General features: G+C 46.1%; 22 protein-coding genes. 4 read left to right on the forward strand and 18 right to left on the reverse strand.

Annotated elements, in window-relative coordinates; translation table 11 throughout:
• Positions 1 to 84: 84 nt before the first annotated feature.
• The 4 genes from EIM92_RS17040 to EIM92_RS17055 all read right to left on the reverse strand — a co-directional run bounded on the left by EIM92_RS17040 (position 85) and on the right by EIM92_RS17055 (position 3,619).
• Positions 85 to 555 carry a DinB family protein gene (locus EIM92_RS17040; protein ID WP_125083672.1) on the reverse strand — a complete coding sequence of 157 codons (471 nt, stop codon included), beginning with the start codon at positions 553 to 555 and terminating at the stop codon, positions 85 to 87.
• 17 nt (positions 556 to 572) lie between these two features.
• Entirely contained in the window at positions 573 to 875 is a 303-nt protein-coding gene (locus EIM92_RS17045) for an antibiotic biosynthesis monooxygenase family protein (RefSeq protein ID WP_125083674.1), read from the reverse strand.
• An 81-nt stretch (positions 876 to 956) separates the two neighbouring features.
• The gene (locus EIM92_RS17050; RefSeq protein WP_125083676.1) at positions 957 to 1,874 is read right to left on the reverse strand and encodes an NAD(P)/FAD-dependent oxidoreductase; all 918 of its coding nucleotides are present in this window, start codon (positions 1,872 to 1,874) and stop codon (positions 957 to 959) included.
• Between the two features lie 59 nt (positions 1,875 to 1,933).
• Complete coding sequence (locus EIM92_RS17055) at positions 1,934 to 3,619, reverse strand: glycoside hydrolase family 13 protein (RefSeq protein ID WP_125083678.1); 1,686 nt, start codon at positions 3,617 to 3,619, stop codon at positions 1,934 to 1,936.
• Positions 3,620 to 3,868: 249 nt separating this feature from the next.
• On the opposite strand from EIM92_RS17055, the gene EIM92_RS17060 reads away from it, so the two are divergent.
• Complete coding sequence (locus tag EIM92_RS17060; protein ID WP_125083680.1) at positions 3,869 to 5,101, forward strand: multidrug effflux MFS transporter; 1,233 nt, start codon at positions 3,869 to 3,871, stop codon at positions 5,099 to 5,101.
• A gap of 131 nt (positions 5,102 to 5,232) precedes the next feature.
• Here the strand turns inward: EIM92_RS17060 and EIM92_RS17065 are convergent, their stop codons facing one another.
• The 10 genes from EIM92_RS17065 to EIM92_RS17110 form a co-directional block, all read right to left on the reverse strand.
• A complete protein-coding gene (locus EIM92_RS17065) occupies positions 5,233 to 6,165 on the reverse strand; it encodes a glycine betaine ABC transporter substrate-binding protein (RefSeq protein ID WP_125083682.1) in 933 nt (310 codons plus the stop codon).
• A gap of 70 nt (positions 6,166 to 6,235) precedes the next feature.
• Positions 6,236 to 6,892, reverse strand: coding sequence for an ABC transporter permease (locus EIM92_RS17070; protein ID WP_125083684.1), 657 nt, complete (start codon positions 6,890 to 6,892; stop codon positions 6,236 to 6,238).
• Positions 6,889 to 8,019, reverse strand: a complete 1,131-nt coding sequence (locus EIM92_RS17075) for an ABC transporter ATP-binding protein (RefSeq protein WP_125083686.1) — start codon at positions 8,017 to 8,019, stop codon at positions 6,889 to 6,891. The genes EIM92_RS17070 and EIM92_RS17075 overlap by 4 nt, the downstream gene beginning before the upstream one ends.
• Positions 8,020 to 8,264: 245 nt before the next feature.
• The gene (locus tag EIM92_RS17080) at positions 8,265 to 8,885 is read right to left on the reverse strand and encodes a GntR family transcriptional regulator (RefSeq protein ID WP_125083688.1); all 621 of its coding nucleotides are present in this window, start codon (positions 8,883 to 8,885) and stop codon (positions 8,265 to 8,267) included.
• A 34-nt stretch (positions 8,886 to 8,919) separates the two neighbouring features.
• Positions 8,920 to 9,150 carry a hypothetical protein gene (locus EIM92_RS17085; RefSeq protein WP_125083690.1) on the reverse strand — a complete coding sequence of 77 codons (231 nt, stop codon included), beginning with the start codon at positions 9,148 to 9,150 and terminating at the stop codon, positions 8,920 to 8,922.
• A gap of 23 nt (positions 9,151 to 9,173) precedes the next feature.
• The gene (locus EIM92_RS17090; RefSeq protein WP_125083692.1) at positions 9,174 to 9,572 is read right to left on the reverse strand and encodes a hypothetical protein; all 399 of its coding nucleotides are present in this window, start codon (positions 9,570 to 9,572) and stop codon (positions 9,174 to 9,176) included.
• The gene (locus EIM92_RS17095) at positions 9,569 to 10,378 is read right to left on the reverse strand and encodes a DUF817 domain-containing protein (protein ID WP_125083694.1); all 810 of its coding nucleotides are present in this window, start codon (positions 10,376 to 10,378) and stop codon (positions 9,569 to 9,571) included. Before EIM92_RS17095 ends, EIM92_RS17090 begins: the two co-directional genes overlap by 4 nt.
• 146 nt (positions 10,379 to 10,524) lie before the next feature.
• Entirely contained in the window at positions 10,525 to 13,515 is a 2,991-nt protein-coding gene (locus EIM92_RS17100; protein ID WP_125085254.1) for a glycoside hydrolase family 48 protein, read from the reverse strand.
• Between the two features lie 26 nt (positions 13,516 to 13,541).
• Positions 13,542 to 16,274, reverse strand: a complete 2,733-nt coding sequence (locus EIM92_RS17105; protein WP_125083695.1) for a glycoside hydrolase family 9 protein — start codon at positions 16,272 to 16,274, stop codon at positions 13,542 to 13,544.
• A gap of 253 nt (positions 16,275 to 16,527) precedes the next feature.
• Positions 16,528 to 17,412 (reverse strand): EamA family transporter, encoded by an 885-nt coding sequence (locus EIM92_RS17110; RefSeq protein ID WP_125083696.1) that lies wholly within the window; start codon positions 17,410 to 17,412, stop codon positions 16,528 to 16,530.
• Between the two features lie 238 nt (positions 17,413 to 17,650).
• Here EIM92_RS17110 and mscL point away from each other — a divergent pair, with 238 nt between their 5' ends.
• Positions 17,651 to 18,031 carry a large conductance mechanosensitive channel protein MscL gene (gene mscL, locus EIM92_RS17115; protein WP_125083698.1) on the forward strand — a complete coding sequence of 127 codons (381 nt, stop codon included), beginning with the start codon at positions 17,651 to 17,653 and terminating at the stop codon, positions 18,029 to 18,031.
• Between the two features lie 84 nt (positions 18,032 to 18,115).
• On the opposite strand, the gene EIM92_RS17120 is transcribed toward mscL, so the two are convergent.
• Positions 18,116 to 18,412 carry a hypothetical protein gene (locus EIM92_RS17120; RefSeq protein ID WP_164514982.1) on the reverse strand — a complete coding sequence of 99 codons (297 nt, stop codon included), beginning with the start codon at positions 18,410 to 18,412 and terminating at the stop codon, positions 18,116 to 18,118.
• Here EIM92_RS17120 and EIM92_RS17125 point away from each other — a divergent pair.
• Positions 18,310 to 18,648: a helix-turn-helix domain-containing protein gene (locus EIM92_RS17125; RefSeq protein ID WP_125083702.1), complete on the forward strand. Its 339-nt coding sequence runs from the start codon at positions 18,310 to 18,312 to the stop codon at positions 18,646 to 18,648. The genes EIM92_RS17120 and EIM92_RS17125 overlap by 103 nt on opposite strands.
• A 64-nt stretch (positions 18,649 to 18,712) precedes the next feature.
• Here the strand turns inward: EIM92_RS17125 and rhaD are convergent, their stop codons facing one another.
• Genes rhaD through rhaB form a run of 3 tightly spaced genes read right to left on the reverse strand, consistent with a single transcriptional unit; the run spans position 18,713 to position 22,356 of the window.
• Positions 18,713 to 19,567, reverse strand: coding sequence for a rhamnulose-1-phosphate aldolase (gene rhaD, locus EIM92_RS17130; protein WP_125083704.1), 855 nt, complete (start codon positions 19,565 to 19,567; stop codon positions 18,713 to 18,715).
• A 39-nt stretch (positions 19,568 to 19,606) separates the two neighbouring features.
• Complete coding sequence (rhaA, locus tag EIM92_RS17135; RefSeq protein ID WP_125083706.1) at positions 19,607 to 20,863, reverse strand: L-rhamnose isomerase; 1,257 nt, start codon at positions 20,861 to 20,863, stop codon at positions 19,607 to 19,609.
• A 35-nt stretch (positions 20,864 to 20,898) separates the two neighbouring features.
• Positions 20,899 to 22,356, reverse strand: a complete 1,458-nt coding sequence (gene rhaB / locus EIM92_RS17140; protein ID WP_125083708.1) for a rhamnulokinase — start codon at positions 22,354 to 22,356, stop codon at positions 20,899 to 20,901.
• Between the two features lie 245 nt (positions 22,357 to 22,601).
• On the opposite strand from rhaB, the gene EIM92_RS17145 reads away from it, so the two are divergent.
• Positions 22,602 to 23,360 carry a DeoR/GlpR family DNA-binding transcription regulator gene (locus EIM92_RS17145; protein ID WP_125083710.1) on the forward strand — a complete coding sequence of 253 codons (759 nt, stop codon included), beginning with the start codon at positions 22,602 to 22,604 and terminating at the stop codon, positions 23,358 to 23,360.
• Positions 23,361 to 23,437 lie beyond the last annotated feature (77 nt).

The following is a 23,437-nucleotide window of genomic DNA, read 5'->3' on the forward strand; positions in this document are numbered from 1 at the left end:
AACCATCTATTTTAGCATGCTCAATTCGATATGATTTTAACATACATTGCGACTTCTAAGCTTAGAAATAGCTAGCCCGGAAGGCTAGCTTTGGATTAAATGCTTATATATTTTAATGACGCTAAAGTGCATGCCCTCATGATAGAGACTAAAATTCAGAAATCCTTCAACCGAATCGAGCGTAAATCCCGATGATGTCTTATATGGTTTACTTACGCTCTCCTCCAATTTTCCTGAAAGCTGAGAAACGATTTGCTTAGGCTGCTGCTGAAGAATTTCAATGATTTCAGCAAGCCTTGGAGCGTCCCCCGTCCAATTCTCGGGAGAAGTTCCATTTGCAAAAAAATCTTTATATTGCACATGAATCATTGAAGGCCGACCTGTAAGCTGAAATGCAAATGCATCATGAACTAGGGCGATGTGACCGAGGTTCCACAGAATATGATTGCGAAAGCCAGATGGGACAATACTTGCTTGCTCCTCCGATAAAGCGCTAACCATTTTTAAAGTCTGACTGCGGACAAATTCCAATTGACTAAAAATAATTTCTCCCATGCGCTTCCTCCCCAAAATTAATCGATATACTGCTTGATCTGGACATAATGCTGTACTTTTGGAAATGGATCATAATAATGATGCAGCAATGCTTTCCACTCTTGGTATTGTTCGGATTTTCTAAAACCGACTTCATGATCCGTAATGGAGCGCCATTTGACGAGAAGAATATACTTATTCTCCTCTTCCACGCATTTATGAAGCTCATGCTCGAGATAACCAGGCATTGCCGATATAATTTTTGACGCTTGGCGAAAGCTGCTTTCAAAATCATTTATCGTACCCGGCTTCACGTGCAGCTCAGCCACTTCAAGTATCATTCTCTCCCCCCTCACCAGCTGGGTCAGCTCATGAATAGCTCCAATAACCTTATTATACCATTATACTTATGACCTGGGCTATTAAGTTAGTCCTGCCCTTTCTCTCAACGCCTTGTGAATCCAAATCGCGGCAATAGACCCCTCACCCATCGCAACGGTTACTTGCTCTGCATGCAAAGCCACATCACCGGCAACCCATACATTATCCACGCTCGTTTGCTTGCTGCGCGGATTACTTTTGACATGCCCGTTAGGACTTAATTTCGCCCCAAGCTGATCAGCCAGTTCGGAATGAACCCAATTACCGCCAAAAGCAATGAAGCCACGCTCCGCCAGCAGTACATTTCCATCGTCGAGCACAATCTGTTCGATTTGCCCTTCGGAGGCTTGGCGTATTTCTGTAATTTTAGCCTCAATATAAGAAATTCCCATCATACGAAGCTGTTCCATGAGCTTGGAGGAAAGAGGTAAAGCCTCATGATTTACATAGGTCAATTCACGGGTTCGTTCCGCCAAAATTAACGCCATATTGGCGCCCGCATCACCCGCTCCCATAACTACGGTCAGCTTGCCTTGAATTTCATAGCCGTCGCAATCTGGACATATGTACACGCTGCTTCCGAGTGTAGAGATAAGTCCGGGGATCTCGGGGATGCGATCGCTCACGCCTGTTGCCAGCAGAATAGTAACAGCCTCATATTTAATGCCTGATTCCCCTTCGAGCAGTATCGTTCCAGCATCACTTCGCGCTGCCGTAATCACCTTATCTTGAACAAAACGAATTCCAGTGCCTTCCGCCTGCTCTCTTCCTCGTTTCCGTAATTCCTCTCCCGATATTCCCAGCGGCCAGCCAAGGATGTTGTGGTAATTCCGGCAGAGCGTAGATCTTCCTTCGCCGGAATCAATGACAAGAACATCGTAAGTTGAATAACGTCCTAATTGAATCGCGGCCTGCAGCCCCGCGATACCACCGCCAACAATAATGCAATCCTGTACCATGAATTATTATCTCCATTCATATTGGGAGGAGAAGTCATCACTCACTCCATGGGATTCGATCAACGTGTCAAATATACTCTAGCTTCATAGGGGCGGAGCTTCAGCTTGCACAAGTCCTCATTTTGCTGCACAGGATAGTTCGAAAGCAGTAGCTCCATTCCTTCTTTGGATAATTCTTTCGGCAATTCAAATAGCGGCTCACGATCAAAAAAATTCAATACGACCAACAATTGCTCACTGTCCAGCGTTCGCGTATACGCGTAAATTTCTGAATGGAGCGGCAGCAGCAGCTTATATTGTCCGTAAACAATAACCTTATGCTGCTTACGTAACTGGATCAGCTGCTTGTAATAATGAAAGATCGAATCAGGATCCTTCAGCGATTGAGCTACATTAATTTCTACATAGTTGGAATTAACTTTGATCCACGGCGTTCCCGTTGTAAACCCACCTTGCTCGGTTTTATCCCATTGCATCGGGGTTCGCGCATTATCGCGGCTTTTCTTATGAATCGCTTGCATAATCTCTTCTTCCGACACCCCATTGCCACGCTGTTCCTCATAGTAATTCAGCGTCTCAACATCGCGATAATCGTCGATCGACTCAAATGCGATATTGGTCATGCCGATTTCTTCGCCCTGATAAATATAAGGCGTACCTTCCAGTGTGTGAATGAACGTAGCCAGCATTTTTGCAGATGGTACGCGATAGACGGTATCATTGCCAAAGCGGGATACCGATCGCGGCTGGTCATGATTGCAAAAGTAGTTCGCGTTCCAGCCCCGGCGGTGAAGCACCGTTTGCCAGTTGCTGATAATTTTTTTCAACTCCAACAAGTTCCATGGTACAACATCCCATTTGCCGCTTCCTGAAGATGCCGCATCCATGTACATATGCTCAAATTGAAATGTCATGTTCAGCTCTCTTCGACCGTCCCCAACATAATCAAGCGCTTGTTCCGGCCCCAGTCCTGATGTCTCCCCGACAGTCATTATGTCGTAGTAGTAGAGCACTTTGTCATACAAGTTCTGAAGCAGAATATGAACATTTTCGAGATTAGAGAACATTTCATAGGCTCGCACCGTTTTTGTCTGATAGGGGTTATGGGCGTCGGGGAGCCCTTCCGCTTTGACGATATGGGATATCGCATCGAAGCGAAACCCGTCCACCCCTTTCTTGAGCCACCATTCAATCATATTGTGAAGTTCATCGATCACCACCGGGTTGTTCCAATTCAGATCCGGTTGATACTTCGAGTATAGATGCAAGTAGTACTCATCCGTCTGTGGATCATACTCCCAAACCGAGCCGCTAAAGTACGACTCCCAATTATTTGGGGGGGTTCCGTTTTTCCCTTTGCGCCATATATAGTATTCCCGCTTCGGATTATCTTTGGACTGACGGGACTCCAGGAACCAGGCATGCTGGTGGGAAGTATGGTTCAATACCAAATCCATCATCAGCTTCATCCCTCGGGAATGCATATCCTGGAGGAGCTGATCAAAATCCTCCATCGTTCCAAATTGCTCCATAATATCGCAATAATCGCTAATATCATAGCCGTTGTCATGACCGGGTGACTTGTAAATAGGGCTCAGCCACACTACATTAACGCCTAGCTCCTGCAAATAATCCAGCTTGGAAATGATCCCTTTGAGATCGCCGATGCCGTCGCCGTTGCTGTCTTTAAAGCTAACCGGGTAAATTTGATATACTACGCTCTCTTTCCACCACTTCGGCTTCATGTCCTATTCTGCCTCCTTTTTCGAGTGCAGCTCTTTCGAGCATCTAAGCGGTCTAGTTTTTAAATAATCCGTGCTCTGTATGGTTTGCCTATATATCTTTAAACAATCGTTACATTCGATATAACCGCTAAAATCATTTCTGAAAGTTTTTGCTGACCATTTTCACTGATATAGTATAATGAAATAATCTGCGTCTATACGCTAAACTACGCAATTATTGCAATTGTCTTGAAAGGATGTCGCACAGCTATGAAATCATTCACTGGGGACTATTCACCATCCCCTCGTCCCTTGTCGCCTTCGGCACGGATTAAGGCGGCATTCATTCTTGGCAGTTTGTCTGCCTTCGGCCCGCTTTCGCTGGATATGTATTTGCCTGCGCTGCCTAAGCTCGCTGAGGAACTCAGCACTACGGCTTCTATTACCCAGCTAAGTCTGACCTCTTGCTTGCTTGGACTTGCCTTAGGTCAACTAGCTGCTGGACCGATCAGTGACGTCCGTGGACGTCGTACACCGCTCATTATCTCTCTTTGCCTTTATGCGCTCAGCTCGCTACTATGTGTCTTCGCGCCAACGATATGGGTGCTCATTGCCCTGCGATTTCTTCAAGGGCTGTCCGGTGCGGCAGGTATTGTCATCTCTCGCGCCGTCGTACGCGATCTATACTCTGGCTCAGAGCTGACAAAATTTTTCTCGCTGCTCATGCTCGTAAACGGAGCTGCGCCAATACTTGCACCGATCTTCGGAGGACAGCTGCTGCAATTTACGAATTGGAGAGGCGTGTTCGTAGTATTGTCCTTAATAGGTGTTGTTATGATGATCGCGGTATTATTTGGCTTGCCCGAATCGCTTCCCCAAGAACGCAGACAGTCGGGAGGATTATCCGCAACATGGACTACCTTCCGCAGACTGCTGGGAGATCGCCTTTTCATCGGCTTTTGCCTAACGCAAGGACTTGTATCTTCTGCAATGTTTGCCTACATATCCGGATCTTCATTTGTCATGCAGAATGTGTATCATGTATCGCCCCAAATGTACAGCCTCATTTTTGCCACAAACGGCGTCGGTATCATCATTGCGAGCCAAACGACCGGGCGTTTGGCTGGCCGGATTAAGGAAGCTAAGATGCTGCAATTTGGATTAGCACTGGCACTGACAGCCTCCTTAGGTTTACTATCAGCAATTTTGCTGGGTGGCGAGCTAATCACCGTACTTATTCCTTTATTCTTTGTCGTATCGTGTGTAGGGATTATTTCCACGTCCAGCTTCTCGCTGGCGATGCAAAGTCAGGGGAAGGCTGCTGGCAGCGCCTCCGCCCTGCTTGGACTTGTCCCATACATTCTTGGAGCTACCGTCGCTCCGCTCGTAGGTCTAGGCGGAGAACATACCGCAGTACCAATGGGAATCGTCATCGCCATTGCTGAGGTTGGTGCAGTGAGCAGCTATATGCTGTTCATCAACCCCCGACTTAAGGAACAATAAATGAATTTGCAAGAATAGAAGACCAGCTAGAAGCTAATATTCTCCGGTTCTCAGTTTTATGCAATAAAAAAGGCACCTTTCGGTGCCTCCCTTCTCGTAATTCATTCATCGGTGTCCAATCGTGACTAATACTAGCTTTCTATCAATCCTTTTTCAATAAGAAATTGGCGAACAACCTCTTCTTCTTTTAGCCCTTCCACGTCTATGTCAGCATTGAGCTTTTGCATCTCTTCATCACTAATCAAACCGCTCATTTGATTTAAAACTTCTTCTAATTCCGGGTACTTCTCCAAAGTATCTTGGCGGATAATGGGACCACCATCGTAAGGCGGGAAAAATTCTTTATCATCCTGTAAGATAACCAGATTATGAACCTGGATTTGCGCATCTGTAGCATAGGCATTTGTTACGTCTGTCTCCCCATTAGCGATGGACTGATACATAATGCCATGATCCATCCCCTTTTGCTGTTTGAAGTTCATACCGTACAGCTTTTGAATGCCTGGGAAGCCGTCATCGCGGTCAAGGAACTCAAACTCAACGCCTAGCACCATTTCCTCGGATACTTTGGCCAGGTCGCTGAAGGTCTGCAGATTGTGCTGCTCTGCTGTTTCGCGAGTAACCGCTAAAGTATACGTATTGTTAATGCCAAAGGGCTCCAAAAATACTAAATCATCTTCTTTCAAAAGCTCTCTCGTTTTCGCTAAAGTTTCTGCTGAATTTCCGGTTTCTTCCTGATAATAGTTCGCTACAACGGTTCCCGAATATTCGGGATACAGCTGAATTTCATCGTTTTTAAGCGCGCTCCAAGCGACATTGGAGCCTCCCAGATTAACTTGCCTTTTTACTTTAATATCTGTCTTGGCTTCGATCAGCTCCGCCATCATTAACGCGAGCAGCATATTCTCCGTAAAATTTTTTGAGCCTACGGTAATTTCCCCCACACGAGCAGCCCCATCAGCATTGCTGCCCGAATTCACTCCTCCCCCACATGCCGCTAGTAACATTGCAACCATAGCTATCGCAAGCAGGCCAACCATCATCTTCTTGTTTATAAATTTCATTTAATTACTTTGAACCTCCATTTGAATAATTTGCTATCATTAACCGCATTTCGTCTTCGCTTTAACAGCTCTACACTTTCAGCCCTTTAGGCGTAGTCGCTTTCTCTAGCAGCCCTAGTAAATAATCCATAATCAATGCAAGAGCAGCTGCCGGAATTGCCCCCATCAAGGTAAGCGCCTCAATGTTGCGCTGGATGCCGAGAAAAATGTACTCCCCAAGTCCTCCTGCACCGATAAAAGAAGCCAGCGTAGCCGTTCCAACATTAATCACCGCCGCTGTTCGAATTCCGGCCATGATCACATTCAATGCCAAGGGCAGTTGAACCCTAAATAAAATTTGCCAACTCTTCATGCCCATGCCTCGTGCCGCTTCCACAATCGACTTGTCTACGTCGGTAATACCTGCGTACGTATTTCGGATGATCGGCAGTAAGGAATATAGGAATAATGCTGCTACGGCGGTCTTCATTCCAATTCCAAATAACGGAATCATAAAGCCGAGCATCGCAAGACTTGGGATTGTCTGAAGAATACCAGCAGTCCCTATAGTAATGCCTTTCAGAGCTTTGACACGTGTAATCATAATTCCCAATGAGATACCAACTATGATGGCTAACAACATCGACATGAATACAAGTTCAATATGAACGAATAAGGACTGTACCAATTCACTTTTGCGCATATCGAATTGATGTATCAATTGTTCCCATAACGATTTATCTCTCATATGTTCTCTTCATCTCCTACCCACTGAGCAGCAAATGCCGTAAGCAAACTACTTCTAGTGACAATTCCCGAAATTTCTCCCGCCTCCGTCACCACCGGTATGATGCCAAGTGGCGCTTCTGTGATGAGAGCAAGAGCGTCCCTTGCTGTCGCCGTATCCTGCAGCACAACTTCGGGTGCTATCATAATCTCCTGGATCGTAGTAACGCTATTCAAATGGGCGGATACATCATAGGCGGATACAATACCGAGCAGCTTACCAGAATCATCGCCAACGAGCAGCGTATCTGTCTTTCTTTGACGCATGAAGGTTAGCGCTCTACCTGGACTGCGGCCCGGCAGCGTGGTCGATGGATTGTTGCGCATAACTTCTGTAATCGGAATGTACTCCGGGTTTTGATAGAGACGATTCTTACCGACAAAACCTTCCACGAACTCATCCGCTGGCTGACTCAGAATTCGATCCGGCGTATCGATCTGCACCAATTCTCCATCTCTAAGAATAGCGATTTTGTCGCCTAGCTTCAGTGCTTCTTCCATATCATGCGTAACGAAGACGATTGTTTTCTTGACCTCCTGCTGAAGTCTCAACAGCTCATCCTGCAGCTGTTCCCGGGTAATCGGATCAAGAGCGCCAAAGGGCTCATCCATTAAGATAATGTCCGGATCTGCCGCTAATGCTCTTGCTACCCCTACCCGCTGCTGCTGCCCGCCGGACAACTGCTTCGGATAACGTTTGGCAAAAATCGCCGGATCCAGTCCGACCATACGAAGCATTTCATTGACTCTGTCCTTTTTCTTCTGCGCGTTCCACCCTTTGAGTTCAGGGATTAAGCCGACGTTATCTTCAATCGTATAGTGAGGGAATAATCCAATCTGCTGAATGACGTAACCGATGTTTTGGCGAAGTGTTACGGGGTTTTCTTGCGTAATGTCTTTGCCTTGCACGTAAATCTTGCCTGAAGTATGCGGAATTAGGCGGTTAATCATCTTCATAGAGGTCGTCTTACCACAGCCACTGGGACCAATCAACACGAGAATTTCTCCTGCCTCAACCTCAAAACTAATTTCTTTTACCGCTTGATAACCATTCGTATAGGTCTTGCTAACTTGCTCAAATTTTAACATTTCAGCCTCCTTTGCACTTTGAGATTTAATTTTTCTCTGTTCCCCTCTACATAATCCTGATCAGCAAAATCGATAGTATACTACTATGCTCAAAGCACCAATAGCTATTACTATAACAAAAGGAAAGACAACTGACAACCTCTCATGACAATATAAGTTGTATGTAAATAAATGGATTTCCCTCTTTAAAAAAGAGGCTGTCCCTTGGCAAAATCGCCTAAGTGACAACCTCTTCGCTTTATGTATTATTCAATATTTTGATTTACAAAACGTTCCGTCTTTTCATAAATCTTCGGATCGCCAACAAACACAAGTGTATCATGTTCTCTCAAAATAACGTGAGGTCCTGGAGAGATGGAAACTCTCTTTTCCCTCCGCAGCGCGATGACAGTCGCTCCGGTATTTTGCCAAAACTGCAGATTACCGAGCGTCTTACCAACCGCATGGGACTGTTCTTTAATTTGAATCTCCATCGGATTGTATGGAGTCAGGTTTTGCAGTCGGTCTGAGGCATGCGTAATTTTCTTCAATAGCACTTCTAATCTGCGATCTACTTCTTTCTTCTCTGACATAAGAAGTTCAAGATCCTGTTTTAAAGAATAAGCCGATTTCAAATAATTGCTACTTGCAAGGTATTCTTGGGCCTTTTGATCCGATATGACGACAATTCCCTTACCCTGCGAGACAGAAACAATCCCCTCGTCCTTTAATAGCCCGATCGCCTTTCGAATCGTTTCCGGGGAGACATGATATTGAGCCGCCAACAATGAACGCCCTGATATTTTGCTCTCAACAGCTAGTTCCCCGCTGACGATTCTTTGAGCAATATCGAGCGCGATGGATTTGTAGACAGCAATTTCCTGCATGGCAATAACAGCCCCTTTTTAATAATTACATATTTCAAGTATATCTGTTTTGACGCGGCAAATAAACAAAACTGACTTCCCCCGTAAATCCCAGCAATTCACTTACCTCCTGCCTATCGAATTCTATGCACAAACTGCTCGCCCGCTGGAGATTGCAGATCAGCAAGTAAAACGATAGCTCAGCGATGGGCGTAAGCTTCTGCAATGCCACAGCTGATTCCTGCGCAGCACCAGTAACCAATACGATTAAGTTGGCAAATGACATGGCTCATACAGCACCCTTTTTCATTATCGTGTCGTAAAGAAGCTTTTCATCAGCGTTAATCCGCTCATGAGGCCAAAGAAGAAAAATTCCCTTTTTTGAACCAAGTGAAAATATTCGGCAATCGCGATGATTTTTATGTATGAAGAAGCAATCGGATAAATCAAGATCAAAAAACATGGAAGGAATACACTGAAGAACAGCGGTTTATTCATCTTTCTTCGCACTGGCCATCCATTAAGCAGGCTTAAATACACCCCGAATACAAGACCATATATGATGTTGGCTAACAGCAAATTACCCGTATTGTGAAGAAACGCTCGCTGACTCTCCATCATGGTGAAAAAACGGCCGCTATAATACACAAGCAAGCAAACGCCGATCATCCATACAATATAATAGAAAATACCCTTTGAATTGTTCATATCCGACTCTCCCATTTATTCGTTGGCACACCCTTGGGGGCAGTGGCATCCCCCATTTTAACATGTTTCAGTTGGGCGACGATAATAACGCTGATCACAACGAGCAAAAACCATGAGCTGATTTTTCCTATATGAACAAGATGCCATACCTCCTCCTGATTCGGGTATTTCCACGCTCCCAGAAAGGTTGTCACGTTCTCGGCCACCCAAATAAAGAAACCGATGAGCAGAAATGACAGGAGCAGCGGCATGCGCAAAGTCCGTTCCTCTAATGTGAAATACACCGTGCAGCGTAAAAATACAGCAATCAAGAGAAGCATGAGTAACCAGCGGTAATCACCAATAAAATGATGCGTGAAAAAGTTAAGATAGATGGCAGTGCTAATGGCGACCGCATAAACCGATCTCGGCCAGCCTGTAATTCGCAGCTGCAGCCGTCTCCATGCCTGGCATATATAACTAGCTACACTAGCATACATGAATCCGCTGTATAGCGGAACGCCGAACACCTTGCTCCAGGCCGCTTCAGGATACGACCAAGAACCCATATGTACTTTGAAAATTTCAAGTCCCAGACCGATAATATGAAACATGCAAATCACTTTCAGTTCATCCATTGTCTCCAGCTTGCTGATGATCATGGCGGCCTGAGCTAATAAGCAAATCAGCAAAATCCAATCATATCTAGGTAGCACGGGCAGTTCAACTATTTTCGTGAGAGCAAGGGCTCCAAATATGATCAATGGAAAGATACAGGATAACGCCTGGAGCCAAGAAAATATAAACAGCTTGCGAATAAACATCATAACGCTGCATCAGCCTCCTATTTCTTCAATTGGATTTTATCATATTCAGAGCAGATAGGGACTGTCCAACTATTTTATTTAGCAAAATAAAAAACGCCCAACCTGCTAAAAAACCAGCAGATTGAGCGTTGGCTTAGCTTTAAATTCTATGGTTCAATCCCCCAAACCAGATTGCCGTTCAAATACAGTGGGACCTTTTCCCAGCTAGCAAAATTGGTCTTTGTAGCGTCATAAGAGAAATCATCGGCCTCGTTAAAGTTAGACCAATCCGATTTATTAACCCGAACCTGAATTTCTCCGCTGTTGGCACCCGGAGCCAGGCTACCTGCGTCAGAGCCAAAGGAAATTTCCAAATAGTAATCGGCGCCCGTCTTGGATGACTCCAGCTTGACGAACTTTCCGCTCACATTGCCGCTGCCGATAACCGCGTAATCACAATGGAATTCCTGAGGCTTGTCGCCATCAATCGTGTAGTAGTAACGAACCTTCACATCGCTTAGCGATACTGCCGTATCCCCATTGTTCACGATGCGGAAATGCGGTCGGAACTGACTATCTCCCGGGTTGGTATCATTCGTGCGATATTCGAGTAGTAAATCGCCTTGTACAGGTGTTGGGGTAGATGTAGGCTGGGCACTTGCTTCTGGAGAGTTAGGACTCTCCCCTACGCTGTTAGATGCGCTGACTACATAATAATATGTCGTATCGTTAACGACGCTTGAATCCGTATACGAAGCTTGTGTCGTTGTACCTACTGGCGTATATGCACCGCCACTAGTCGTTGCCCTTTTTACCGTATAGCTATCTGCACCGCTCACATTGTTCCAGGACAGTTGAACGACAGCATCACCAGCTACTGCATTCGGCTTGGAAGGGGCTTTTGGTGCTACTGGCTCAACTGGTCCGCCTTGATCACTGTTGATCAGACGATCATATTCCGCATAGGCTGTTGCCATGTCAACTTGGGACCAGAATCGATGGTAAGTAAATTCCGGAGCACCGTCTGTCCATGTTTTCGTTTGCGGGTCCCAAGATGTGTTATATTTATCTTCTAAATACTGCCACTGCGGATCATTCTTAATTTCTGGACGAATGTCGGCATAGCTGGCGTAAACACCGTTGCCGCCTTTTGCCGGGTCCGAAGGCACTGTGGACGTGCCAGGTATCGTGTTACCTTGTCCGAATAAGCCGGACCAACCGTTAGGGAAATAAATTTCCTTTGTAAAGAAACGATAATAATCTACCCGCGACTCGACTGTGGTGATTCCGATGCCGTCGTTGTAGCCCCATGCAACATCTAGCAGTTCCTTAGCTAACTGCTCAGCTTGGCTGCCGAGTGTCGTGTAATTGCCGTTCTCTGCTTTGGTCCCAGCTGCAAAGAAGGTCAGCGCTTTGATATAGCTACCAAGGACGCCCGCATCCTGGCCGGGGTTCTTAGTCACAACACGTAAATTAGGGTTGCCATTATAGTTGTTGAAACCGTTCCAAGTTGCCGGTTGTCCAGACCATTCTAAATTGCTAGGAATCCAAAATTCCCCTGGTGCCGAAACCGTTGCAATGGCAGGATTATCGCCGCCGAGCACTCGGTTCCCTTGGCTATCCAAGTAATATCCTTCGGCGTCCGTCACAGGACGGCTATTGGCAAAGGCATAATCCATGGACCAGTCCACCCACTTCTGTACGACCTGCTTCGCCATTTGGAAGTTCTCCGATGTCGTATCCCCGTTTGATGCAAGAATGTAGTAAAGCTCGGCGATCCGCTCCACTGGCCATGCCTGCATGCCAAACCAGTTGTTGGATGGTGGATCGTGATAGACCGGGGCATCATCATATGCCATTCCGTAGAATGTGCTCTTGCCCGCAGGATAGGCCTTATATGCACCGTCCCAGCTGTTCGTCGCTCCGCCGGCAATCGCCCCCTCGGCAGATTGAAGCCAGGTGTAGAACTCCAATTGGCGTTTCAGCGAAATCGTCCAATCCTCCCCTGCCGTTGGAGAATTAGGAATCAAACCACCGCTAGGATCAGATAGCGCATAAGCCGCTACGACGTTCTGGTACCCTTGATGAGCGTGGCTAGCTCCGATCCGCCAAGCCCAATTGCCCGTCTGTCCCAGACCACCACCCCATGAGGTATACCAGGCCATCAAATAATGGCTGGCATCCTTGCCGTTACCTGCTGTAGGCGTTCCGTCTGAAGCGCTTCCAATCTTCTGGAAATACTTATCGTACATGCCGTAACGCAAGTAGTCCCCCATCTTCTTGGCTTTATTCAAATAAACAGAATTGTTGTATCCCAGCTCTTTCGCCCAATACATTGCTTGGATCGCCCGCGCATCCGCATCTGTTGCATTTGTGTAGCGCCATTGCTCAGCCGGGGCGTTGCTTTCCTTGGTATACAGACTCATGAAGCCTTCTCCGCTTTTGCCAAACGTTTTATTGTCTTGCGAAGGATGTGGCACAGCTTCCCATACTGATTCCTGTTCGCCTCGTTGAAAAGTGTTTACATATGTTGCCGTATGGCTAGGGTTGAGTAAATTCCCGAACCCGTACCAGTTGTCGACATCCAGGAGCCAATGCATCAAATACGTCTGGTTATTACCATAAGTCGCTTTCAGCTCGGCATCCAGCGGATCACTTCCAGCTGCATACTGCCCGCTGAGCTGGCTCGGATATTGGTCCGGCTGGGTATACTCAGCAGCATAAGTGGCCGGACTATTCGGATTGTAATAACTCATCGTCGGCTGTTCTTCCTGACCATCGCCTTCATTCACGGGAATAATGTATTTCTCCATATTATCCCAAGCCGATTCCAACTTACTCCAGTCCCCTGTATAGTGGCCGTACAGTACCTCTAGCCATAACCAGTAACTATAAGCCTCTGATGTCGTCATATGCCCATAGTCCGGCGCTTCACTCATCAGAGTTTCAATAGAGTGATATGGAATTCCTTCGGGTGAGAAGTAGCCATTAGCTGGACTTTTCAACTGTTGGTACAATTGCAGGAAACGAGTTTCCTCTGCAGACGGCGCTGCAAGGGCTTTGTTTGAATCAACGGTAAATACGCCTGATACGATAGAGAGTGACAATGCTGCACTCATTACGAGCGACATCGGTTTCTTAAGAACTGACCATTTCATCATATTCATCCTCTCAATACTGGATTTTAGGGTTCAATCCCCCATACGAGGCTGTTTTCTTGATGCAATGTCACTTTGTCCCAATCTGCGAAATTAGATTGCGCTCCGCTATACGAATAGTCATCTGACTCATTGTAATTCGACCAGTCTTCCTTGTTGACTCTTACCTGAATTTCGCCGCTGTCCGCTCCGGGAGTTAAAATTCCAGCCCCTGAAGCAAACGAGATTTCTAGATAATAATCCGCCCCAGCAGCCGCATTCTCCAGCTTAACAAACCTGCCACTGACATTGTCGCTACCGACAATAGCATAATCGCAATTGAACTGCTGGGGCTTGTCCCCATCAATCGAGTAATAATAGCGAATCTTTACATCGCTAAGAGCTACGGGCAACGTCCCTGTATTAACTATTCGGAAATGTGGTCGGAACTGATTATCTCCTGGATTCGTATCGCTGGTGCGGTACTGCAGCTTCAATCCCCCCTCAGCAGGTGCAGTTCCTTCACTAGGCTTGGCATTTACTTGCACCGAGTTGGAGCTATCGCCAACAGAGTTCCGCGCAACAACGACATAATAATAGGTCATTCCATTGACTACACTCTCATCGGTATAGGTCGTATCCGTCGTTTCGCTGACTACCGTATAAGGCCCTCCTGCTATAGTCGCTCGCTTAACTACGTATTCACTTGCACCACCCACAGCATTCCAGGACAGCACAACCTGACCATTTCCAGCGGAGGCTTTCACTCCGCTTGGCGCTGGTGGCAGCGTTGGTTCTCCCGGATCCCCCTCTCCGGACGGCGTCTGGCCAAATACAAGAGCTCCGGCATCATAGACAGGAATATTGTTCATTTTAACGGGAGTGGTTGAACTTAAACCAATACCTTGAAAAGAATGGTCGTTGCTATTATCCCAGAAGCTCGTTTCGAGTGGAGCCGATAATCTGAATTGAACTTCTTTCCGATGCGCTGACTGCCCGCCAGGATAAATCGGAGTTCCGGTAAAATCAATCGTTGTATAATAAATATGGTTAGCTTCATCATGAGGCCTCAGCGGGGATATGGTTGCTCCCTGGTTATATCCCCCAGCGGAAACTGTAATATCGTTCGGGCTGTAGCCAGCGGTGACAGCTTCACTAAGATCAACATAATAATTGAATGACAGCTTATCGCTCGTCCGTGCAGGCCAACCGGAACGATTGTTAAGCAGAGCTTTAATCTCCACAAAATTACTTCCACTCGCATTGACAGACGCTTCTACAAACATTTCATCCTCGCGTATTTCCGGTGCCGGGAAATTAGGAAGCGGCTGCTGCCCCTGCCCGTGAAGCAATACCATCTTAGCAAGTGCCCCCGTAAAGGCGGCATTATAATCGGTGGCTACTTCATTTGACACATAGTCGCCAATCTCATCGTTGTAACTGTCGTCCTTTGCCGGGCCCCCAACGAGAGCGCCATACAAAATATGCCTGTGATTGGCAGGAACCTGCTGGCTATCCGCCCAGGAGCCATGGGATGTTCTATGATGAGGATGCTCCGGTGCATTGTTGCCGAACCCGACAACATAGCTGCTACTGCGGGGATTATCGCCCAGCATATATAAGATTTGACTCTCGGCGAAGGTACGGGCACGGGATTTCTTCACAGGATCACTCACCCAATCTGAATATACGAAAGCAAGAAATGCCTGATTGGCAGCATAACGAAGCGCTCCCCATTGATCCAGGTGCGCAAGTCCTCCTGGAGTATAGGTCACCCGTTCCCCGGTTCCAGAGACGCCTGTTGTCCAATACTCCATATTTCGCTCGGTCGATTGAACGAAACGTGACTCTCCTGTAATTCGGGCCAGCAGCAGTTGAGCACCAAACTGCTTATTATCCCAGTTGTGCGTCCATTTGTAATCCCAGCCGCCCGACTGCAGCGTTCCCCATTGGTTGCTAGCGGCAATCGCTTTATCAAGATAGGTTTGATCATTAGTAGCAAGATATAGCCATGCTCCGCCCCAACTCAATTCGTCGGCATAACCGCTCCAGGACTTGTAATACTGCACAGCATCAGTGATGCTGTCCGAGTAAGATCCGCGGTATTGATCCGCAAATTGATACAATTGCTTCGCATGCGTAAGTAGTTTTTCGGCATAAGCCGAATCCGTATCCCTAAAAATAATGGATGCTGCCGCGAGCGCTGCCGCCGTCTCCCCGGCTAGATCCGAGCCAGGGCTGCTTGCGTCGATCTTATAAGCTGGACGCTGCATCGGCATGACCTCAGCGGGTCCCCACCAGTTATGGTCCGCCGTGCCATTCCCGACCTGCCCCCATAGCTCATTAGGAGCTGTATGCGCTTTGATGAAATAATCCGTTACCCAGCGAATATTGTCCAAAATAGGCTCAAGCTGACCAGACTGTTCATAGCCTTCCCGATACTCATACACTGACCAAGCTAGCATCGTCGCCGTATAGGCCATCGGAAATCCGAATTTGACATGATCACCGGCGTCATACCACCCTCCCGTCAAATCATGGCCCACATCGGCTCCATCTAGAAGTCCGGAGTCGCCGCGCCATTCTACGCGGTTATTATCCGGCAGCTTGCCTGAGCGTTGTGTCTCATAGAAATAAATCGATTTTTGCAGTGCTTCAGCATAATTATAATTAGCGACTGCCCCCTGCGCGCTTGGCGAAGATAGGAATGCAGAACTCGCTGTAAGCGCTAACACAAGGGCGAATGAAAGTATCCCGCTTCGTTTCACCCATTTTCCCATAACATCCTTTCCCTCCTTTCTAATCCGACAAAATCCATGAGTACGAATAAACAGCTATTCCCGCAACCACCTTCCTTCGACGAATTAGGGTTCTCGTTAGACAGTTTCCAAATAATTACAACAACCCTAGTCACAATATATCATACGAATCTATTAAATGCTATATTTTCCATTAAATTGTTATATAAAGTTAGTATAATTTCACAAAAAAAGTGGTATGTCATGTGACATACCACTTTTCGTGTCTATTGATTTAAAATAATCGCAACGCAATCATTCCAACAATGCAAATAGACATCCCAATAACTTCCAGCCTTCTAAATTTCTCTTTAACAAAAACTCGGGTATATAGAAGAATTAAGAGGACATTCATAGCCACTACGGCCGATACTAATCCCGTAATACCGAATTTAAAAGCCGTTATAATGAGGATCATTCCAAAAAAATTCGTTAAACCAATCGCCATGCCACTAAAAAATGTCCGCCCTTCATTCCATTCGCCCTGTTCTGAAATAGATTCGTATGTATCGTTAGCCTTTCCTTTTCTTTTTCGGTTTTTATCTATCAGCCACCAAATCGCAAAACTGATCGAACCAATCGTGAACATATAAAATAAGGTGGGAAACAGCTCGGCTTCTAATCTTGTCGACATTTTTCCAGCCATATCATTCAAGCCAAAAAACACCATCGCAAGCAACCCCCATTGCGCCCCCTGCAAATTGCCGATGCGGAGGTCATTCGAATACCTGACTGTCAAAATACCACCTATAATTAAAACAAAAGCAAGCAATTGCCCTAGGGATAGGGTCTCCCCCCAGATGATATAGGCAAGAGTAACAACGACGACAGGGGGTAGTCCAGTCAATATAGCAATAATCGACGGCTTGCCCACGGCGAACCCTTGAAACATGCAAGCATTCGCAATAAAAGAAAATGTTCCCATGAATAAGCCTGTAAGAGCACTGGCTGTCCAATTCTGTTCAAAGATTAAACTGCCTGCCAAACTAGCGATTGCTCCGGTAAAAAACACCCCGAATAACATCAAATTACGATCCATACCCTGCTTAGAAGACCAATGGTACAATATTCCGCGCAGACCAAAGCTGATCGCGGCTAGAGATGCGAATAAAAGCCACATTTTAGCATAACCCCTTCTTCAGGTTGAACTATATTACGTAATTAACCACTAATTAAGCATTATACCATTATCCTGAATAATGACCATCACAATCATCACTGATCTTTAGCCTCCAATCACTAGCTAATCAATCCCCCATGTTAATTCCTAGCCCCAATGCCAAAGCTTTTCCTATTGCCAAAAAGAATGTGCTCAATTAATCTTAAGGAAGCTCGATATACTTTCAGGAGGGAAATTCATGTGGAAAGAGTTTAAATCATTTGCCTTCAAAGGCAATGTAATGGATCTGGCGATCGCTGTAATTATTGGTGCAGCTTTCGGAAAGATCGTCAGCTCCGTGGTTGATGATCTAATCATGCCTTTGTTCGGCATCATTTTAGGCGGGCTTGATTTCTCGAATATCGTCATCCAAGTCAATGAAGCGAAAATTCAAATCGGTTCATTTATTCAAACCGTGATCGACTTTATTATCATCGCCTTCTCGATCTTCCTCTTCATTAAATTCCTTCATAAATTTAAACGGAAAGAAGAGGAAAAACCGGACAAGCCCGCAGAGCCCAGTAAAGAGGAGCTACTGCTTACAGAAATTCGCGATTTGCTGAAGAACAAACAAAATTAAAGTTTTATGGTCTAAAGTAGACCATTCTATAAACAGCACCCGCAGCTAGCGTTTAACGCTGCTGCGGGTATTGTATTTAACATCCTATACTGCATTCAGCTTGTCGATTATTTCCTCCATCATTTCTTCTGTGAACGTACCACCGCCAAAGTTAACTAACGCACGCAGCGGCATGTACTTCATCATCGCAACCAACATTTCCGCCATGTTCCCGTCATCGCCAATCTGCGCCAATGGATGTGTCTTGTTTAGCTCGTCCAGAAGCCGCTTCGCAATGGATGCCAAGTGCGGATCAGCAAACAAATCTCCAACTAACGTATTACGGTTCACCTTCATTTTCAGGGCTACACCCGAACGGACATATAGCGTGTCCCACAGCACAATTATATTCCACCTTGTCTCCGTCTCCTGGAAAGTTCAAAAAAAAAGTTGGCTGCTCCCTCAGGATCTATATCCAGCAAGCTAAAATAGACGAGGCACGTTCTTTACTGCTGCTCACCGACAACTCAATATCAGAGATCTCTACTCTACTGAACTATCACGATCAAAGCTACTTCTTTAAATATATAAAAAAATTTACCGGTGTAACCCCCAATGAATATAGAAATAATCGATGATAGCACCGAACATAAGAACAGCATTCATCGATGTATATTCAAGATAGATAAGCCGCGTTCTTATTTATTGTTTAATATTTAAAATTCCTTCCCGAGGCGTTACGCCGAACGCTTTGGCCAAATCCGCCAGCTCCCGATCCGTAATTCGCTGCTTGATCGGTTGATTAACAATGAGCATATAAATTTGGGCGGCTTTCTCAATCGTTTCAATGAGCCCAAAAGCTTCGTCGATAGAGCTGCCCGTACCGAAGATACCATGATGCGGCCACACGACAGCGCGGTGCTCCTTCATCTTATCAGCTGTTGCTCTTCCGATCTCACTGGAGCCTGGAACCATCCAAGGGATGACGGCAATGCCATCTGGAAAAACGACGATACATTCCGTACACATTTCCCATAACGTCTTCGTAAACTGATTCTCATCCAAATCATGAATAAAGGTCATTGCAATGACATTCGTCGCATGATTGTGAATGACTACTCGATGGCTCGGATCGACCTTCAAACGTTCAATATGGCTCATAAAGTGGGAAGGCAGCTCGCTTGTCGGCACCGCACCATCCTTCAGTCCCCACAACAGCTCCAATTGCTCTCCATCCTTCGAAACACGAAGCACCCCAAGATTCGCTTCCGGATCGGCCACGACATTTTTGAAATACTTGCCTGAACCGGTCACGATAAAATAGCGGCCAGCCAATTCATGTACGGGAAAAGCAGGTTTAATTGTCCGGATCACAGTATGAATATCGAGATACTGCGCCACTTCAGCTTCGTCGAGAATATAACTGACATTCCCACCATTACGTTCATCCCAGCCAAATCTCCACATATGCTGCGTTATTTGCGCCATTTCCTTCACAAAAGGAATATCAAGCTTTCGTGTACAGGATAACTGATGTGGTCGTTTAAATGTAGTCATCACGTCTTCTCTCCTTCTCCTCAGCTTTAAGATGCTCGTTTACCGCTTCAATAAAATGTCTTGTTCATACTTCTTAACTTCGTCAAGCCACTGTTCGCGAACGGGGACACCCTGTATCTGGCAATAGTAATCCCAGACTGCTCCGAATGGATAAGATTTAAACTCCTCAACAAGTGCAAGACGAGAGGTGAAATCACGCTTCTCCTCCAATTTACGGAGTGAATCCACAGGCTCCAGCATCGCACGCAGTAGCGCCTTAATCGTATTTCGGGTGCCGATCACCCAAGCGGCCACATGATTGATGCTTCCATCGAAAAAGTCAAGCCCGATATGCGTGCGATCAAGCAAATTCCCGCGTACCAGCTCACGAGCGATTTCCATTAATTCATCATCCATCGTGACCACATGATCGCTATCCCAGCGAACCGGACGGCTGACATGAAGCAGCAAACGATTCGTAAACATCAGCACCGATGAAATCTTGCTGGATATCACTTCTGTGGGATGAAAATGCCCAGCATCCAGACAGACCGCTTTTCCCCGACTCACCGTGTAGCCTAAATAAAATTCATGTGATCCGACCACATAGCTCTCGGAGCCGATCCCGAACAACTTGCTTTCCACAGCATCAATGTTATAGGCTTCACTAATTTCATCCTTGAAGATTTCATCCAATGATTCCTTGAGGCGGATTCGCGGGGACAATCGATCCACCGGTGTATCCTTATAACCATCCGGAATCCAGTGGTTGGTTACGCATGGCTGTCCTAGCTCCTTGCCGAAATATTCAGCGATTCGGCGTGAAGAACGACAATGTCGAATCCAAAATTGTCGAATATCCTCGTCGGGATGGCTAAGTGTAAACCCATCCTCTGCCTTGGGATGTGAAAACAATGTCGGATTAAAATCAAGGCCAATCCCCTGCTCTTTCGCCCAATCCACCCAATTGCTAAAATGGCGAGGTTCAAGCCGATCCAAATCAACATCTTCCTCGGTATCCGCATAAATCGCGTGCAAGTTTACTTTATGACTGCCGGGAATTAACGATAGTGCCTTCTCCATGTCCTGCCGCAATTGCTCCGGAGTTTCAGCACGTCCAGGGTAATTGCCGGTAACCGCAATGCCTCCACTAAGCGCTTTGTCCTTCCTCAGAAACCCTTGTACATCGTCACCCTGCCAGCAATGTAGCGAAACCTTGATCCTGCTCAGCTTCTCCAAAACTTTATCCGTCTGGATCCCATGCTTGGCATACAGCTTTTTTGCTTCAGCATAACTGCTTAGAATCGTTTGATCCATGTCCTATACTCCTTTACTGATGGAATCATAATAGTTTACGAATGACTAACCAGCTTCTCCCATCGCTCAAGCACCTGGTCTAGATTGCAAATGGGTTCAGGTTCAAATACTTTAAGTGAAAAAGAACGGGTGATCAGTTCTCTGGCTGCCCTAATGCTCTCTACTTCTTGAGAACTGATCATTTGAACAGCGATATTACCAAGCGCCGTCGCCTCCGACGGCCCAGCCTGAACGGTCTTGCCGATTACGTTCGCCGTTAGCTGACATAACAACTCATTGTTAGAACCGCCGCCCACGATATGAAGAACTTCGACCGCTCTTCCGAGCAGCCCTTCAAGCTCCCGCAAGGCATCGAAATAGGTTAAAGCCAGGCTGTCAAAAACACAGCGGGTGATTTCCCCCATTTGTAGCGGAACCGGTTGGCGCGTCTCCTTACAAAAGGACTGGATTTCTGCAATCATGCTTTTTGGATTCAAAAACCGGCTATCGTTGCATGGGATCAAGCTGAGAAATGGAATTTCCGCTGCGGCAAGCTCTGCCAATTCAGAGAAACTGTAGGCGTTGTCACTTTCTCGCCTTACCTCCTGAATCATCCAAAGGCCCATAATATTTTTCAGAAACCGATAAGTGCCAAATGCGCCCCATTCATTTGTATAATTCGCTTCCATAGCCGCTCTATGATTTATTGGCTCTGCAACCTCTGCTCCTAGCAGTGACCAAGTTCCGCTGCTGATATAGGCCCATGACTGCCCTTCCTGCACCGGAATACTGACAACAGCTGATGCCGTATCATGCGTTGGCACGACAACCAGCTCGCATAGAGGCAAATCATACTGCCGGGCTAGTTCAGGCCGGATCATGCCTAAGCTCTGGCCTGGCTCAATCAGCTCGGAGAATTGATCTCTTCGCAAACTCAGCAGCTTCAGCAGCTCTTCATCAAACTCACGCGTCCTCAAATTCAACATTTGCATCGTCGAGGCATTGGTCACTTCATTCACTTTCCGGCCGCTAAGCCGATAATATAAATAATCCGGAACCAGCATTATCTTATCCGCTTCGCATAATTGGTTACGGTCATGCACATATAACTGGTACAGCGTATTGAAGGGGAGTTCTTGGATACCTGTTCTTGCATATACCTCCTCCCGGCTTATCTTCGCATGAAATTTTTCAGGCGCCCCTTCGGTTCGCTTATCACGGTAAGCATATACCTCCTCCAGCCTGTCTCCCTTCTGATCAAGCAGGACATAATCCACAGCCCAGGTATCCAGCCCCAGATAACATGATTCAATCCCTAGTCTCTTCGCTTTTTGCAATCCTTTGACGATCTCCGCAAAAATGTGATCAACATCCCAATAATCATGTCCATGCCTATGATGGAAAGAGTTAGCGAAACGATGGATTTCTTTTAACGCCAGCTGCTCACCATACAACTGAGCATGTAACAAACGGCCGCTGGAGGCCCCGATATCAATCGCAATATAATTTTTCATCAGAATACCCCCATACTTAAATTCGCTCAAACATACAGGAGTTAACCTTCCTTTCACTATCCTCATCGTATTACTATCCTCACTGTACCTGTGTTTTAACTTAAAGTCAACACAAACAAGCATAAATAAATGTTGTTTTATCTGTTTTTATCCACTTTTTCTGACGCTACTGTAACAAAACTATACTTTTCTGTATTTTAAACATATAATGAGTAACATAATGAGGCACGGAGAAAGGAGTACCTATGCTTGCAGCTGAACGACGCCAAATCATTATTAATATGGTGCAAAAGGATAAACGCGTCCTGGTCTCAGAGCTCAGCGAAAAATTCAATGTCACGGAAGAAACGATTCGCCGTGATCTTGAAAAGCTAGAGAAGGACAACATTGTCACCCGAACCTACGGCGGCGCGATTATTAATAGTCACACTAATGAAGATTTGCCCTTTGCAACCCGAAATGCCACAAATTCGGAAATAAAACAACAAATCGCAGCCCGAGCACTGCAACTGATCAAAGATGGCGATACCTTAATGATCGACCCTAGCTCCACCTCGGTAGAGCTCATGAAATTGCTGCACCAACGCAAAAACTTGACCGTCATTACAAGCTCGATTCATATTTTGCACGAATTATTAAGTACAGGGATCAATATCATCTCGACCGGCGGAACCCTGCGTTCACGATCCATGTCCCTTGTCGGAACCAACGCCGAGGAAATCGTCAAAAAATACAATGTGGATAAAGTCATCCTTAGCTGCAAAGCGCTGTCCCTAGACAAAGGCATCATGGATTCCAATGAACCGGAATGCGAACTGAAGAAGGCAATGCTTCAGCAGGCCGAGAAAGTAATGCTACTTGCAGATCATTCTAAATTTGACAAAACCGCGTTTGTTAAATTGATGGAATTTGACGAAGTGGATGTGCTGATTACCGATCAGGAGCCGGAAGCCTCATGGATGGACATGTTGAAGGAACATGAAATCGAGGTTATGTTCGGATAAAAGGCAGCCTTCCCTAAACTAAAAAACTCTCCAGCCATAATACATGGCAAGGGAGAGTTTTTTGCATTCATAGTACG

The sequence above is a fragment of the Paenibacillus lentus genome (genome assembly GCF_003931855.1).
GTDB lineage: Bacteria > Bacillota > Bacilli > Paenibacillales > Paenibacillaceae > Fontibacillus > Fontibacillus lentus.